Annotated in this window: 12 protein-coding genes; 3 read left to right on the top strand and 9 right to left on the bottom strand. The window is 70.7% G+C overall.

The annotated features are described in order from the left end of the window. The first annotated feature begins 63 nt into the window (after positions 1 to 63). Positions 64 to 2,382: a polysaccharide lyase 8 family protein gene (locus L3Q65_RS17255; protein WP_237600245.1), complete on the top strand. Its 2,319-nt coding sequence runs from the start codon at positions 64 to 66 to the stop codon at positions 2,380 to 2,382. A gap of 108 nt (positions 2,383 to 2,490) precedes the next feature. Then, complete coding sequence (locus L3Q65_RS17250) at positions 2,491 to 3,954, top strand: NAD(P)/FAD-dependent oxidoreductase (RefSeq protein WP_237600903.1); 1,464 nt, start codon at positions 2,491 to 2,493, stop codon at positions 3,952 to 3,954. 534 nt (positions 3,955 to 4,488) lie between these two features. Here the strand turns inward: L3Q65_RS17250 and L3Q65_RS17245 are convergent. From L3Q65_RS17245 to L3Q65_RS17235, 3 genes are all read right to left on the bottom strand, one after another. Then, complete coding sequence (locus tag L3Q65_RS17245; protein ID WP_182895985.1) at positions 4,489 to 4,932, bottom strand: VOC family protein; 444 nt, start codon at positions 4,930 to 4,932, stop codon at positions 4,489 to 4,491. A gap of 191 nt (positions 4,933 to 5,123) precedes the next feature. Further along, complete coding sequence (locus L3Q65_RS17240; RefSeq protein ID WP_237600244.1) at positions 5,124 to 5,579, bottom strand: helix-turn-helix transcriptional regulator; 456 nt, start codon at positions 5,577 to 5,579, stop codon at positions 5,124 to 5,126. Positions 5,580 to 5,700: 121 nt separating this feature from the next. After that, positions 5,701 to 6,444, bottom strand: coding sequence for a maleylpyruvate isomerase family mycothiol-dependent enzyme (locus tag L3Q65_RS17235; protein WP_237600243.1), 744 nt, complete (start codon positions 6,442 to 6,444; stop codon positions 5,701 to 5,703). A gap of 44 nt (positions 6,445 to 6,488) precedes the next feature. Between L3Q65_RS17235 and L3Q65_RS17230 the strand changes: the two genes are divergently transcribed. Then, positions 6,489 to 7,379 (top strand): MerR family transcriptional regulator, encoded by an 891-nt coding sequence (locus L3Q65_RS17230; RefSeq protein ID WP_237600242.1) that lies wholly within the window; start codon positions 6,489 to 6,491, stop codon positions 7,377 to 7,379. A 121-nt stretch (positions 7,380 to 7,500) separates the two neighbouring features. On the opposite strand, the gene L3Q65_RS17225 is transcribed toward L3Q65_RS17230, so the two are convergent. The 6 genes from L3Q65_RS17225 to L3Q65_RS17200 all read right to left on the bottom strand — a co-directional run bounded on the left by L3Q65_RS17225 (position 7,501) and on the right by L3Q65_RS17200 (position 15,933). Further along, positions 7,501 to 8,661 carry a VWA domain-containing protein gene (locus tag L3Q65_RS17225; protein ID WP_237600241.1) on the bottom strand — a complete coding sequence of 387 codons (1,161 nt, stop codon included), beginning with the start codon at positions 8,659 to 8,661 and terminating at the stop codon, positions 7,501 to 7,503. Further along, positions 8,658 to 10,838: a DUF5682 family protein gene (locus L3Q65_RS17220; RefSeq protein WP_182895980.1), complete on the bottom strand. Its 2,181-nt coding sequence runs from the start codon at positions 10,836 to 10,838 to the stop codon at positions 8,658 to 8,660. The genes L3Q65_RS17225 and L3Q65_RS17220 overlap by 4 nt, the downstream gene beginning before the upstream one ends. Next, a complete protein-coding gene (locus tag L3Q65_RS17215) occupies positions 10,835 to 11,920 on the bottom strand; it encodes an AAA family ATPase (protein ID WP_182895979.1) in 1,086 nt (361 codons plus the stop codon). The genes L3Q65_RS17220 and L3Q65_RS17215 overlap by 4 nt, the downstream gene beginning before the upstream one ends. Beyond that, positions 11,917 to 13,359 (bottom strand): DUF5691 domain-containing protein, encoded by a 1,443-nt coding sequence (locus tag L3Q65_RS17210; protein WP_182895978.1) that lies wholly within the window; start codon positions 13,357 to 13,359, stop codon positions 11,917 to 11,919. Before L3Q65_RS17210 ends, L3Q65_RS17215 begins: the two co-directional genes overlap by 4 nt. Next, positions 13,356 to 14,669, bottom strand: coding sequence for an SWIM zinc finger family protein (locus L3Q65_RS17205; protein ID WP_237600240.1), 1,314 nt, complete (start codon positions 14,667 to 14,669; stop codon positions 13,356 to 13,358). The genes L3Q65_RS17210 and L3Q65_RS17205 overlap by 4 nt, the downstream gene beginning before the upstream one ends. A 106-nt stretch (positions 14,670 to 14,775) precedes the next feature. Then, complete coding sequence (locus L3Q65_RS17200) at positions 14,776 to 15,933, bottom strand: NAD-dependent epimerase/dehydratase family protein (protein WP_182895977.1); 1,158 nt, start codon at positions 15,931 to 15,933, stop codon at positions 14,776 to 14,778. Positions 15,934 to 16,020: the final 87 nt, after the last annotated feature.

Raw genomic sequence — 16,020 nt, 5'->3', positions numbered from 1 at the left:
CGCGGCAATCGCGGTTCTGACCGGGATTGCCACGCACAACCAACCCCACTGGGAGGCACCGTCATGCCCGTGAACCGCAGAACCGCACTGCGTGGCGGTGCCATCGCCGCCGCGTCGGCCGCGCTCGTCGGCACGGCGCGCCCGGCCTTCGCCGCACCTGCTGCTGATCCGCTGAAGAAGATCGTGGCTGGCTACCGCGAGCTGCAGACCGGCATCAACCGCCCGTCGCCGGAACGCACGGCCGCGCTGAAGAACCTCGGCCGGGTCGCGAAGTCCTACTACGACGGCATGTCGGTGTCCGGCAACGGTCCACTGTGGACTGACCTGCCGCTCGGTCCCGGCAGCGACTACACGACGTCGATGTATGCCCGGCTGCGCGCGATCGCCGTCGACTGGGGAACGCCGGGCAGCACGCTTTCCGGCGATCCGAAGGTGCTCGACGGGATCAAGAAGGCGCTGGAGCTGATCTACGCCAGCCAGTACAACCCGCGGGTCGGCGAGATCGGCAACTGGTACACCTACGAGATCGGCGTGCCGTACTACCTGCTGCACACCCTCGTCACGGTCGCCGACCAGCTGACCGCCGACGAACTGGCGCGGTATGTCAGCCCGATCAAGCGGTTCGTCGGCAACCCGAATCTGCGCGCGAACAACCCAAAGGTCGTCGAAACCGGCGCGAACCGGGCGGACAAGGCGCTGATCTCGATCGTTTCCGGCGCACTGACCGGCGACACCGCGTGGATCCGCACCGGCATCGACGCGATCACCGACGTCGCCGGCGGGGGAGCGGCCAGCGTCCTGGCGAAGCTGGACCGCGCCGCGGGCGACGGTTTCCACGCCGACGGCTCGTTCATCCAGCACGACACCATCCCCTACCCCGGCCACTACGGCATCGTCCTGCTGACCGCGCTCGCCGGGACGGTCCACGTCACCGAAGGCACCGAGTACGCGCTGCCGGACGAGCTGACGCAGAAGGTGTACGCGCTGGTAGGCGACACGTTCGCGCCGTTCGTCTACGCGGGTGCGCTGATGGAGCCGGTGCGCGGGCGGATGCTGTCGCGGCAGGGCGAAACCGGGCACGACATCGGGCACCAGCTGACCGTCGCGACTCTGGTTCTCGCTCGATCGGCGACCGGGACCGTGAAGAGCGAGCTGTCCGGGCTCGCGGCCAAATGGATCAAGGAGGGCACGTACGCGCCGTTCCTGGAGATCCCCGATCCCGAACGGTTCGCGCCCGGCCCGGACCTCGTCGCGACGCCAGGCATCGAGTTCGCCCAGGAGATGCTCGCCGGACGCGTGCGGCCCGCGCCGATCGTCGCGACGCACCGGATCTTCGGGCAGCAGGACCGGATGGTGCACGTGACCGAGGGCTGGTCCGCGTCTCTCGGCGTCGGCTCCACGCGGATCTCGCGCTACGAGTCGATCAACGGGATGAACCTGCACGGCTGGCACGTCGGCGACGGCGTGCTGTATTTGTTCCTTCCCAACGCGAAAGGACACTACTCGGACGCCTATTGGCCGACCGTCGATCCGGCGCTCCTGCCGGGCACCACCGCGAAGGCCGGCCCGCCGGGTCCGCTGGCGGCGACGCCGTTGACGACGAAAGCGCACGTCGGCGGCGTGCGCTGGGACGCCCGGCACGGCGCGTACGCGATGGATTTCGTCTCCGAAGACGGTTCGCTGACTGCGAAGAAGTCGTGGTTCTTCACGCCGGCGGGCATCGTCTGCCTCGGCGCGGGGATCACCGACACGTCCGGGCAGGCGGTCCGGACGACGATCGAAAACCGCAACCTCGGCGAAAACGGCCGCGGCACGTTGCTGGCCGACGCGCGCGTGGTCGGCGATTCGAGCACGCTGCACCGGCCGCGCTGGCTGCACCTCGACCACGTCGGCGGGTACGTCCTGCTCGACAACGCCGAGGTCACCGCGTTGCGCGAAGACCGGACCGGCGCGTGGCGCGACGTCGACACCGGTGCCAACACGAAGGGCACCACGACCCCGAACACGCGGCGGTACCAGAAGCTGGTGATCGAGCACGGCGCGAAGCCGGTGGACGCGAAGTACGCGTACGCGGTCCTGCCCGGCGCGTCGGTGGCGGGGACGGTCGCGTCGGTGCTCGCGTGGCGCGTGCGGGCCAATACGCCCGCTGTCCAGGCTTTGCGGCTGTGGGATAACACACTGCTCGCAAACTTCTACAGTGCGGGTACCGTAGACGAAGTATCAGTCTCAGGACCCGCTTCGGTGGCGCTCGGCCGGGACAGTCTCGCTGTTTCCGACCCGACGCAGCTGCAGGACAGCGTCCGCGTGACGGTACGGCGGCGCACGGTGGAAGTTCCGCTTAAGGACACCTTCGGCGCCACCACAGTGGTTTCCCTGCGGTGAACCCGGTTTTCCCCGCCGGGCCGGTGGTTCCCGGCCCGGCCCGGCGGGGCCCCACTTGCTCGCGGCCCGGGCCGTAAGGTGGGCTGGAGTCGCTTCTCTCGGGGAGGAATCGTGGCGCATTTCGACGTCCTGGTCGTCGGAGCCGGGCTGTCCGGCATCGGCGCGGCCTGCCGGCTGCAGCAGCAGTCCCCGGGCCGGACCTACGCCGTCCTGGAAGCGCGCGACACGATCGGCGGAACCTGGGACCTCTTCCGGTACCCGGGCGTGCGCTCCGACTCGGACATGTTCACCCTCGGCTACCCCTTCCGGCCGTGGCGCAAGGAACAGGCGATCGCGTCCGGCGCCGAGATCCTCGAGTACATCCGCGACACCGCCGCCGAACACGAGATCTCCCGGCACATCCGTTTCGGGCATCGGGTTGTCCGCGCGTCCTGGTCGTCCTCCTCGGCTCGCTGGACAGTAGAAGCCTCACACGACGGCGAGGCGGTCACCCACACCTGCTCCTTCCTGTACCTGTGCAGCGGCTACTACAGCTACGAGAACGGCCACGTCGTCGACTTCCCCGGCCGCGCCTCGTTCCGCGGCGAGATCGTGCACCCCCAGTTCTGGCCGGAAGAGTCGGACTTCACGGGCAAACGAGTCGTAGTGATCGGCAGCGGCGCCACCGCGGTGACCTTGGTGCCGGAACTGGCTTCCACGGCGAAGTCGGTGACGATGCTGCAACGCTCGCCGAGCTACGTCCTGGCCCGCCCGTGGACGGACTCGCTCGCCCGCCGCCTCCGCCGATTCCTGCCTTCGCGGCTGGCTTACCACGCAGTACGGGCGAAGAACGTCCTCGTGACGACGTTGCTGTACCAGTTCTCGCGCCGACAACCCCAACGCGCGGCGGCTTTCCTGCGCGAAGCAGCCGCGAAGCAACTGCCTGCCTCGATCCCCGTCGACCCTCATTTCTCTCCCCGGTACCAGCCCTGGGACCAGCGACTCTGCCTGACCCCTGGCGCGGATTTCTTCCGCGCCCTCCGCAGCGGCCGAGCGGACATCGTCACCGACCGGATCGACCGCTTCACGCCCGACGGCATCACGCTGGAATCCGGCGCACAGCTGCCCGCGGACGTGGTCGTCACCGCGACCGGCCTGCGGGTGATCGCGTTCGGCGGAATCGAGCTGAGCGTGGACGGCAAGCCGATCGAACCGGCGGAACAGCTGGTGTACAAGGGAATGATGCTCGGCGGGGTGCCGAACCTCGCGTGGTGCATCGGCTACGTGAACGCCTCCTGGACGCTGCGCTCAGACCTCGTCTCCCGGTACGTGTGCCGGTTGCTGAACCACCTGTCGCGCAACGGTTTCGACATCTGTGTGGCTCGCCCGCCCGCGATCCCGTCCGCCCGGCGGCGGCCGGTCATGGACCTGACGTCGGGCTACCTCACGCGCGCCGCCTCAGTGCTGCCGCGCCAAGGCGACCGGCGACCGTGGCTGATGCGGCAGAACTACCTGCTGGACGCGGCGGATCTGCGCCTGAGCCGCGTGGACGACGGGGTGCTGCGGTTCGAACGGGCGGAGTCGCAGCGCTAGACCTCCTAATCGCGGGTGTGGTGCTCGGGTTCTCGTGATCGCTTGGCGGGGTCGGCTGTGTGCGGTCGGGTCGAGATCGTTCCGGCCCGGCGCGGTGGTTTCCGCTGACCTGGCGGGACCACCGCGGTTCAGCCCAGATCCGTTGCTCCTTGCGAGGTCGGTCTCGTGGTGCCGTCGCAGGAGAGATGCCGCCGTCGGCTCCTGGGGGCTTGGAGGGAAGATGCCGCCGCGGACTCTTGGGGCTATGCCGCGGCTGGCTCCTGGCGGCTCGGCAGGGGAGACGCCGTGCCGACTCCTGGGGACTTCGCGGAGGAGACGCCACCGCTGACGTCCGCGGGCCGTCGTGTCGTCGCGCCACCGCGGCGAGCGGACTGCCGACCCGGGCCGTCGTCGCCTCGAGGAACCTCTCCACGCGGGCTCCATCGGCGTGTTCCTGCCTAGCTCCTTCCATCCCGAGCAGAGCCCGGACGACCGGCAGCGAACCGTCGCCCGGTCCTGCCGACGCTCTTGCGCCCCGGCCGCGGCACTGGTCGGTCAGCAACTCCAGTCTTTGCCCAGATCGAGGTTCTCCCTCCGCTGGGTGAAGGAGAACCAGTTCCCGGAATCGTCGCGGAAGATGGCCTCGGTGCCGTAAGGCCGCTCTTGCGGTTCCTGGACGAACTCCACCCCGCGTGCCTTCAACGTCTGGTAATCGGCGTGAATGTCGTCTGTCCCGAAGACCCCCGCTCCCAGCACTCCCTTGGCGACGAGCTTCTTCAGCGCCTCAGCGGATTCCGGATCGAGCGCGGGCGCGTCCGGGACCATCAGCGTGATCTCGAGATCCGGCTGGTCCTTGGCCCCGACAGTCAGCCAGCGCATCCCGCCGTCGCCCATCGTCATGTCCGTGCGGACTTCCAGGCCCAGCTTTCCGGTGTAGAACTCCTTGGCCCGATCATGGTCGAGGACCCAGACGTTGGCGATGGACAGACCCTTGATCACAGGTGACTCCTTGTATCCGGCGGACGTCGTTCGCCCGCTCTCTGCGATCAACCGTAGCGACCGCCGGGTCCCCGGGGCTTCTCGAAAATTGCGGTCCTCGGCGGCGCGGCCAGGACGGCCGCGGAAGCGGCTTTTCTCCTTGGCCGGCAACGGCTTCGTGAAGGCCGGTCCCGGCACGCCGAGACCGGCCTTCACTCAGGATCCGGCTTGGCCGCGGGCCCCAGCCCCTTGAACCCGCCGTGCCACAGCAGCGCGTAACACCCGGGAACGAGGGCCGAGTTCTGCTTGACGTGGCGCTCCCGGTATTCGCTCGGGGTCAGTCCGGTGTGCTTCTTGAAGCTCGCCGAAAAGGACCCGAGGCTGCTGAACCCGACCAGCGAGCAGATCTCCGTGACCGACAAATCGGCGGTCCGCAGCAGATCCTCGGCCCGCTCGATCCGGTGGCGGCTCAGGTACTGCCCGGGAGTTTGCCCGTACCCGGCCCGGAACAGGCGCACGAAGTGGCAGCGCGAATACCCGGCGTGCGCCGCGACCGCGTCCAGGTCGAGAGGTTCGGCCCAGTCCCGGTCCATGGCGTCCTTGGCCAGGCGCAGCTGCCGCAACTGCGAAGGCTGCGCCTCGGGCGCCGAGCCGGGGGTGGTTCCCATTTCCCGATGGTGACACACCCGCCGTGGAATGGCTTAGGGATGGCGGGGACCCGGGGCCCGCGCTGCCCTCTCGCTTCCTTTAAGGCAGGTGGTGCCCCGGGCTTTCGGAGCGTCGATGCGCTTACGCCGCCGAGTGCGCCACCCAGTGTTCGGCCAGGCCGTGGTCGCCAGTGATAGTGACCCGGTCGGCTGACAGTCGTCGGGTGAGCACCAGAAGGAGGTCTTCGACGGGGCCGGTCAGCGTCACGTCCGCGGTGTCCGTGGCGCGCGTCCATCGCACGCCGCCGGGGGTGCGGGTGATCAGCCAGCCCACCCCGTCGGCAGGGCGAAGCTGGAGCGTCTGGCCGGTGCCGCGCAGTGCCGAGAAGCCCGGTCTCAGCGTCGCCATGACCGGATGGGACAGCATTTCCAGCCACTCGCTGATCGCGTCGGCCGCGAGGTCCGGCGCCACCTCGAACGCGGCCCCGGCGGCCAAGGCCGCGTCCGCGTGGTGCACCGTCGTGTCGTGGGCCATGCGGCGCAGCCAGAACGTCGCCGGTCGCGGGCCGAAGTAGGTCCACACTGGACGGTCGGCGGCGGCGAGCACCGCGGCGGCGAGGTCCGCGGCACCCGCTTGCAGCCAGGCGGACCATTCGTCGGGCGCGCCCGGGTCCGCCTCGAACGGATCGGGGACCGGGGCCGGACCGGAACGGATGAGGTCCGCCGCCCAGCGATGGGCCTGGCCGACGTGCCCGGCCAGCACCCGCAGCGGCCATTCCGGACAGGTGGGCACCGGAGCTTCCGGATCCGCGCCGGCCACCGCCTTCGCGAACCCGGCGGTGTGCTCGTGCAATCCCTGGGCAAATCGTGCGGTATCGAGATCCATGGCCGTACCGTAGGAACTCCACCCGGCTGGAGGTTCCATCGGAAGTGACCGGCGACACACTCGGAATCGGCGACCTGGCGCGGCGCACCGGAGTGCCCGTCCGAACGATCCGCTTCTACTGCGACGAGGGACTGCTGGCGCCAGTGCGCAGCGCCGGCGGACACCGCCGATTCGTCCCGGCGGACGTACCCCGCCTGAACCTGGTGCGGCGATTGCGCGGACTCGGGCTGAGCCTGAAGCCGATCACGGACGTCCTCGCCGGAGAGCGTTCCCTCGCCGACGCCGTGTCCGCCGAACGCGCAACGCTGGACCGCGAGCTGACGACGCTGGCCTGGCGACGCTCGGCCCTCCGCGCCGTCGAGGAGGCGCCGCCCGCCGACCGCGCCGCCCGCCTCGAGCTGCTGTCCGCCGCGGCGGACGGCTTCGCCGCGCATGCGGCACTGGTCCGCTTCTGGCACCCCATGGCCACCGGCACCGTCCGGCCGGACACGGCAGACATGTTCCTCGCCGCAAGCGCGCCGCGGCCGCCGGAACTGCCGACCCCAGCGCAGGTCGTCGCCTATGCCGAGTTAGTACTGCTCGCCGCCGACCGCGAGTTCGCTGCCCGGTTGCGGGCCAGCCCGCTGGTCACGCACCTGGGCGCTCTCCACGAAGGCCTCGCGGAGGCCTGCGAGCTGGCGTCCCCGCAGGTAGCGGCCGGCTCCGAGCCGGAGGCAGGACCCGCACTCGACCGGTTCGCGGCGGTCCACGCCGCCGCGTCCGGCACTGGCGACACCCCGGAATTCCGCTGCACACTGCGACGGCGCACCGCTGGCGACCGGCATCCGCAGGTGCGCCGCTATTGGCGTCTCGCGGGCGAGATCACCGGAGAAGCCGCGCCGATGGGCGTCGCGCACAGCTGGCTGCTGGACGCACTGGACCGCTCGGCTGGCTGAGATTTCTCGAACGGCGGACGCGTCGGCTCACCCGACACGCTTTGCTGGGCTGGACGGAGCGGCGAGCGGGGTCCGCTCCTTCGCGCGCGCCGAACACTCCCGGCGGACTCGGCGTTCCCGGTCATTGCGCTGTCGCCGCGGCGGCCCAGCGGGTCAAGTCCTCCCTTCGGAGTGCGGCAGCCATCAGATCCGGGAACAGGTCGGGCGTGCAGGCGAAAGCGGGCACCCCCAGTTCGCTGAGCGCGGCCGCGTTTTCGCGGTCGTAAAACGGCGCTCCGGAGTCCGACAGGGCCAGCAGCGTGACCACCTGCACGCCGGATCCCACCAGGTCCGCGACCCGGCGCAGCAGATCGTCCCGGACTCCGCCTTCGTACAGGTCGCTGATCAGCACCAGGAGGGTTTGTTCGGGGCGTTCCACGAGCCCTTGGCAGTACGCCAATGCGCGGTTGATGTCGGTGCCGCCGCCCAGCTGGGTGCCGAAAAGGACGTCTACCGGGTCGTCCAGGTGGTCGGACAAGTCGGCGACCGCGGTGTCGAATGCGACGAATTTCGTGCTCAGTGCCCGCATCGAGGCGAGTGCGGCGCCGAAAACGCCTGAGTAGACTACGGATTCTGCCATTGAGCCGGATTGGTCGACGGCCAGGATCACGTCGCGCCGGACGCTTTGTTCCCGGCGGCCGAAACCGAAAAGCTGTTCGGGCACGATGGTTTTCAGTTCGGGGGAGTAGTGCTTCAGGTTTCGGCGGACTGTGCGGTCCCAGTCGATGTCCGCGCCTCGGGGGCGTTGGGTGCGGGCGGCCCGGTCCAGTGCGCCGCGCACTGCCGCGCGGGTCCGTTCGGCCAGGCGTTCCTCTAGTTCGGTGACGACTTTGCGTACGACGGTGCGGGCGGTTTCCTTCGTTTCGTCGGGCAGGACGTTGTTGAGGGACAACAGGGTTCCGACCAGGTGGACGTCCGGTTCCACGGCGCTGAGCAGTTCCGGTTCCAGCAGCATCCGGGTAATGCCCAGGCGGTCTACGGCGTCGCGTTGCATGACTTGGACGACGGAACCGGGGAAGTACTCGCGGATGTCGCCGAGCCAGCGCGCGACTCGTGGTGCGGAGGCTTGCAGGCCGCCGCTGCGGTCGCCGCTGCCGCGGGAGTTCTTGGGGCGCTCGTCGTAGAGGGCGGCCAGCACGTTGTCGACGCCGGTGTCCCTTTCGGACAGTGCGTGGCCGGTGCCGTCGGAATCTCCGCCCAGTACCAGGCGCCAGCGGCGGAGGCGTTCGGGATCGGTGCTCACGAGGCGGCTCCCAGGAGGGTGGCGAAGACCGGCAGGGCGGCTGCGGCGCGGATCTCGTCCAGGTCTTCTGCTCGCGCCGGCTCGGCCCGGCGAGTGCCGGACAGGGTGGCGGCGCGTTCGCCGATGGCGCGTTTTTCCGGACCGGCGAAGGCGCCGAAAGTGCGGCGCAGCAAGGGAAGCACCTCGGTGAAGACCTCAGGCGGGATCGAGGCCAGCCAGGTGTCGACGACCCGCAGCATGCGTTCGTCGTGGACCAGCAGGAGGGCGCCGCCGGAGAAGAAGCCTTCCACGTAGGCCGCGCCGTCGGTCGGGGCGATGCCGGGGGTGAGCATGCGGCCCAGCCGGAGTTCGACTTCCGCGCCGTCCAGCAGGTCGGCGTCGTGCAGGAGGCGCACGATGCGGCCTGCCAAGAGCGGCGGCAGGGCATCGCGGGCGGACAGGCGGGCCAGCGCGGCGAACCAGCGGTCGCGGGCGGCGTCGCCGAGGAGGTCGGTGGCTTCGTGGACGTCGTCGACCAGTTCGCAGAACTGTGCGGCGGCCTCCTCGTCGATGCCGTGGACGGCGGGCGGAAGGCCCGCGCAGACCCGGGCGAGGATCCGGTCGGCGACTTCTTGCAGCTGTGCGGTGTCGGTGCCGCGGACGTCGCCGTAGCGGGTCGCTCGTGCCAGCGGAGGCAGAGCCGTCATGAGGTGCGCGACGTCCGCGTCGGCGGCTGCGCGGGTGTCCAGGGCGGCGAGGGTTTCCGGCAGGGCGTCGCCCAAGCCGGCCAGGAGGCAGCGTTCTACCGCGGCGGTGATGTCGGCGAGCGAGGGCGATTCGGCGACGGTTTCGCGCACGACTGCGGTGGCGGCGGCGGGCACGGTGGTCCCGTGTACCGCTGCGGCGACCAGGTCGACCTCGAAACCGGGTTCCCAGCACAAGGTCCAGGTCTCGCGGAAGGTGCCTTTGTTCCGCACCGAGGACAGTTCCGGTTCGCCCCAGGGGATGCCGAGGATGTGGAGGCGGTGCAGCAGGCGCGAGCGGTCGAGGCCGCCGGGGGTGCGCAGGTCCAGATCCAGCTCCCGCGCTTGAGGTTCGCGTTTGAGCCGGAGCCGCCGGGCGGTGGCGATCAGGTCGGCGGCCAGCGGTGCTTGGGGTACGTGGTCGGGGACCTCGCCGAGCAGTTCGCCGACCACGAGCCGTCGGGTGACCAGGTCGGCTTGGACGTCGTCGCCTCCGCACAGGACCGCGCGGGCGGCGGCGTCGACCTCGGCCAGTCCGGCGGACGACCGGCCGCGCAGCGCGGCCAGCGTCTCGGCCAGCCGCACTGCTTCGATCACGTGCGCGGTGGAGACGGGCAGGTCTTCCTCGCGCAGCACTCCGGCGACGGCGGTGAGCCATCGGGTGGTGACGTCGCCGGAGGTGCTGAACAGGTGGTGGTACCAGCCGGGGGAGCGGACGCCCGCGCCGTATCCGGTGACCGACGCGAGCCTGCCGTGCGTCCACGGCACCCACGTGCACACGACCTTCCGCTTCGGGAGTCCTTTGAGGACAGCCTGGTCCTTGGACGCGGGCGGCAGCGGATCGGCCAGCGCGGGCACGTGCCAGGCCCCGCACACCACGGCGATCCGTTCGTGGCCTTCCTTCCGCGTCTTGCGCAGCACGGTCCGCATGTACGCCTCGCGCCGCTGCTCGTGCGGGTCGTCCGGCCGGTCGCCTTCGCGCAGCGCGGTCATCGCGTCGGCGATCACCTCGAACGGCGATTCCCCGCCCCGGCGGGACTCGACGAAGTCGTCCCACCAGCGTTCCGGATCGTCGTATCCGCCCGCCGCGGCGAGTTCCGCGAGCGGATCGGTGCGCGGTGCGGTCCGTTCCTCGCCGAGCGCGAACTGGTGCGCCGCGGGGAGATCGCAGAACTTCACCGGCACACCGGCCGCGGCGGCGTACCGCAGGGCCTGCCATTCCGGGCTGAACACCGCGAACGGCCAGAACGCCGCGCGCGACACGTCGTCGGACGCGTACGCCAGCAGCGCCACCGGCGGCCGCATGTCGTCGTCCGCGGCGAGATCGACGAGCTGGTCCGCTTCCGGCGGTCCCTCGATCAGCACCACGTCCGGTTCCAGCTCGGCGAGCCGGGCGGCGACCGCCCGAGCCGAACCGGGACCGTGGTGCCGGATCCCGAGGAGATGGGTGGTCATCCGGCGATCTCCTGGCCTGCCCGGTAGAAGTCGGCCCAGCCTTCCCGCTCGCGCACCACGGTCTCCAGGTACTCGCTCCAGATCGCGCTGTCGGCGACCGGATCCTTGACTACCGCACCGTGAATCCCGGCCGCGACGTCCTGTGCGCGCAGCACGCCGTCTCCGAAGTGAGCGGCCAGCGCGAGACCGCCGGTGAGGACGCTGATCGCCTCGGCCGTCGAGAGCGTGCCCGACGGGGTCTTCACCGCGGTGCGGCCGTCCTCGGTGCGCCCGGCCCGCAGCTCGCGGAAAACCGTGACCACACGGCGGATTTCGGCGAGATCGGCGGCTTCGGCGGGCAGCGACAGCGCGGCGCCGAGCTGACCGACCCGCCGCCGGACGATGTCCACCTCGGCTTCGGCGGTGTCCGGCAGCGGGAGCACGACAGTGTTGAACCGCCGCCGCAGGGCGCTCGACAGTTCGTTGACGCCCTTGTCCCGGTTGTTCGCCGTGGCCACGAGCGTGAACCCGGGCCGGGCCTGCACTTCGGAGCCCAGTTCGGGGATCGGCAGCGTTTTCTCGGACAGGATCGTGATCAGCGAGTCCTGCACGTCCGCCGGGATCCGGGTGAGTTCCTCGAGCCGGGCGACCTTGCCGTCGCGCATCGCGCGCAGGATCGGGCTTTCCACCAGTGCCTGGTCGCTCGGCCCTTCGGCGATGAGCCGCGCGTAGTTCCAGCCGTAGCGGATCTGCTCCTCGGCGGTGCCCGCGGTGCCTTGGACGAGCAGTGCGGAGTCCCCGCTGATCGCCGCCGCGAGGTGTTCGGACACCCAGGTTTTCGCCGTGCCCGGCACGCCGAGCAGCAGCAGCGCGCGGTCGGTGGCGAGGGTGGCGACCGCGACCTCGATCAGCCGCCGCGGGCCCACGTACTTCGGGCTGATCTCGGTGCCGTCGTCGAGTTTCCCGCCGAGCAGGTAAGTGACCACCGCCCACGGGGAAAGCCGCCACGACGGCGGTTTCGCCCGGTCGTCGGCCGCGGCGAGGGCGGCCAGTTCGCCGGCGTATTCCTGTTCGGCGTGCGGCCGGAGGACGGGGGACGTCATGCGAGCTCCTTGTGCATTTCACGGCGGAAGGACAGGGTTTCGGCGACTGCGCGCCGCCACGGGGCGGCTTCGCCGGGAAGCGGGATCTCGGCCAGCGGATGGCCGAGGCAGGCGACGGGCACGGCTTTCGCGATCAGCGCTGCCGCGTGCGCGACCAGCCGGTGGTCCCGCTGCCCGGCGACCCAGTCGAGCAGCACCGTGCCGAGCGCGGCGGGCCACGGCTGCGGCAGGTCGAGGATGAGCCGGGTCAAGGCTTCGACCGGCAGTCCGCGCGTCAGCTTCGCGACTGTGGCGGCCTGGTGTCCGGGCGACAGCACGCCGATGAGCGCGGCGGTGCTGCGCCCGCCCGGTTCGGCCTCCACGAGGGCTTGCGCCCATTGCTCGTCTCGCTGCCGAAGCGCGGCGGTGGCCCAGCTTTCGCGCACCACGTTCAGCGGCGGGCCTTCGACGAGCATCCCGGCCAGTTCGCCCGGAGTGCCGTACTCGGCCCAGAACCGCAGGGGAGTGGCGGCGATGATCGCGCGCAGCCGGGCGGTGCCCTGCCCGGGCCCCGCCGGGACGCGGATGCCGTCGCGGATCAAGCTGTCGTCCGGTTCGGGCGGGGCGAACTCGAGGACATCGGCCCGCAGCGCGCGGCTGCGCACGGTGACGCAGGCCCGCAGCCGTTCGATCATCCGCTCGCCGGAGGCTGAACCGGGGTACCGGCCGATCAGCCGCAGCGCGATCTCGCGCACCCCGGCCGCCCGGTCGCCGAGCGCGGCTTCGACGAACGGCTCGTCCTCGTCGGCGAGATGCTCGCCGAGGAGAGCCAGGAACGTCGCCCGGAGGTCAGCCGGTTCGTTGCCCCACGCAGCGGCGAGTGCCTCGCGCGCGCGGGCGGGATCGGCGGCGAGCACGCGCTCCAGCCAGGCCTGCCGACGCGCGGCGGCGCCGAACTGCCAGGCGTCGTCGCTGGTGTCGTCCGCTGCGGCGACCAGGAACGCCCAATCCGGATTCCGCTCGCCGAGCCACGCGCCGACCGGCCCGGCGACCGCGGCGAGCGGCGCCCGCAGCGACACCCGGGTCCGTGCCGCGTCGGCGAGGACGGGCAGCCGCTCGGCCGGGACGCGGAATCCCTTGTCCGCCACCGTGGCGAGCCATTCCTCGACCAGTTCCGGCCGGTTCGCGGAGAGCAGGTGCCCGAGCCGCGCCCGCGCCGCATTCGGGATGAACGGCCGGGTGTCCTCCACTGCGGCGGGTTCGGGTTCGATGCCGGCAAGCGGTTGCTGCCCGGCCCGCCGATAGCCGGTGTATGCGGCCGCGGCGGCGAGCGCTTGGTCGGCGGGGTCGGCGCGCTGTTCGGCGATTTCCCTTACCCCGGAAGGCAATTCGGCGGGGTCGAGGGTCCGGCGGCGGGTGCCGAGCAGGACAGTGCTGACGAGGTCGTTCCAAGCAGTCACAGTCGCACCATCCCGTCGCGATGCCAGCAGCTCAACGGCCGCAGCCCCGCCGTCGTCCACTCCGCAGCCACCGTGACCGGCCGTTCGGCGGCGAGCGCCAGCAGCGGCCACGGATCCACAGAAGGAGCCAAAGGCAGCGCGGCACCGTCCACATCGGACAGCGCCCATCCGCCCCCGTGCCGAGCCGGACGGAGCTCGCTCACCAGCACCGGCCACCGGTCCAGCCACGGATCAGCCGCGAGCGCGGCAGCGTGCTCGGCAAGGGCCGAACCGAAAGTCCCGCCAACCGGTTCGTTTTCCGGGGCGACGGGTTCCTCCCGATGGTCGAACACTGCCCGCAACGGCACGGCTCCCGGGTGGAACACCAGCTCTCCCGCGACGACATACCCCGGCGGCAGCGAGCTGTCCAGCGGACGCCCGGGCGGAGCGAACGACAGCACCAGCGCGTCCCGGCCGCTGCGTTTGCCCCGCAGCCAGGTGCGCCTGCTGCGCAGCGAGTCCTGCTCCTCGTCGACCGCGCCGGTGACCAGCCATTGGTCCGGCACCCGTTCGCCGGACTCCAGCACCTGCGCGTTGCTCACCGAGAACCCGAGCCGGGTGCGGACGGTGCCGGCGAGCGCGGCGGGCAGCGACTCCAGCCTGCTCGCCGCGTCCGCGAGCACGTACACCAGCGACAACTCGGCCAGCAGCCGATCCGGCCAGTCCCGCCCGCGCCCGACCAGCGCCGCCGCCCGGCGCAGGCCGTTCGCCAGACCGGGAGCCTGCGCGTCGACCATCCGCGAGGCGACCGTGTACAGCTCCTCAGTGCCGCCGCGTTCGAACGTCGCGAACCCGGCCGACACTCGGTCGGCAAGCCATCCGCGCAGCTCAGCGGCCCCGGCGGTGACCCGCGCGAGCCGGTCCTGCGCCCGCTTGGCCGCCGCTTCGAGATCCTTCGGAGCGTCCGTCTTCTTCTCGGCGCGCTCCGCCCTCGCAGCCCGTTCGTCCAGCCACGTGTGCACCCATCCGGGCTCCTCCGCGCGGGGGATCTGCCCGTCCGCCCAGAGCAGCAGCAACCCCAGCGCGTGCTTGCACGGGAACTTCCGGCTCGGACAGCTGCACCGGAACGCGGGCCCGGCCGTCTCCACCGTCGTCTGGTACGGCCGCTTCCCGCTGCCTTGGCACGCGCCCCAGACAGCACGGCCCGACGCGCCCGCGTCCGACCACTTCGCCGGCGCCGCCTGCCCGCGCCCGGCTTTCGCCGACGCGGCGTCCGGCGCGAGTTCGAGCACCCTCTCGGAGCTCCACCGCGCCGCTGCTTCGTCCCCCACGTTTCCCTTGCCGCTCTTCCGGTCCCGTCCCCCTCGGGGGCTGACTCGAAGAGCATCCCACCCGCCACCGACAATTTTCGCGGGCGGCGGGGGCGAGCAGCGGAAATCAGGAAGCTTCGACCGCCCCGCGCCAGCGCACCGTCGGCCGCAGCCGGTCGTCGTTCACCCGGTGCTTGTTCGCGCCGACGATGTCGAACATCGACTCGATCAGCGTGTCCGACAGCAGATGCGGCTCCAGCCCCAGCCCGATCAGCCCGGTGTGCTTGACGTTGTAGTAGTGCTCGGGCTGCTCCACCCGCGGGTTGTCCAGGTTCTCGATCTGCACCGGTCCGGGGAAGCGGTCGGCCACGACCTCCGCGATCCGGCGCACCGACATGCTCTCGGTCATCTGGTTGAACACCCGGAACTCGCCCCGCTCGGCCGGATTCTCCACAGCCAGCCGGATGCACTCGACGGTGTCGCGGATGTCGATGAGGCCGCGCGTCTGCCCGCCCTTGCCGTACACCGTGAGCGGCTGCCCCAGCACGGCCTGGATGACGAACCGGTTCAGCACCGTGCCGAACACCGCGTCGTAGTCGAATCGCGTGGCCAGGCGCGGGTCGAGCGCGGTCTGCGGCGTCTGCTGGCCGTACACGACGCCCTGGTTGAGGTCGGTCGCGCGCAGTTCCCAGATCCGGCAGGCGAACTCGATGTTGTGCGAGTCGTGCACCTTCGACAGGTGGTAGAACGAGCCCGGTTTCTTCGGGTACAGCATCCGGTCGCGGCGGCCGTTGTGCTCGACCTCGAGCCAGCCTTCCTCGATGTCGATGTTCGGGGTCCCGTACTCGCCCATCGTGCCCAGTTTGACCAGGTGGATGTCCGGGTCGATCTCGGCGATCGCGTACAGCAGGTTGAGGTTGCCGACCACGTTGTTGTGCTGCGTGTAGACGGCGTGCTCGCGGTCGATCATCGAATACGGCGCGGACCGCTGCTCGGCGAAATGCACGATCGCCGACGGGCGGAACTCGCGCACCGCGCCGAACAGGAATTCCGCGTCGAGCAGGTCGCCTTCGTAGCGTTCGATGCGCTTCCCGGACACCGCGTGCCACGCGTCGGTGCGGGTGCTCAGGTCTTCGATGGGGACAAGGCTCTCGGCGCCGAGTTCGACGTCGTACTGCCGCCGCGCGAAGTTGTCCAGAACAGCCACTTCGTGGCCTTTGTCCGACAAGTGGAGCGCAGTGGGCCAGCCTAGGTAACCGTCACCGCCGAGAACCAGCACTCGCATCCAGAGCACCCTTTCCTTTCGTTTTCGCGACAGGCACGGCCTTTCGTTCTGCACGACGCCCGGTGTCGCGGTGGCAGATCCGAACCT

This window comes from Amycolatopsis sp. FU40, assembly GCF_021903635.1.
In the GTDB taxonomy this organism is placed as follows: domain Bacteria; phylum Actinomycetota; class Actinomycetes; order Mycobacteriales; family Pseudonocardiaceae; genus Amycolatopsis; species Amycolatopsis dendrobii.
Note: the sequence above shows the minus strand (reverse complement) of the source record. Positions and strands in the feature narration are given on the sequence as shown.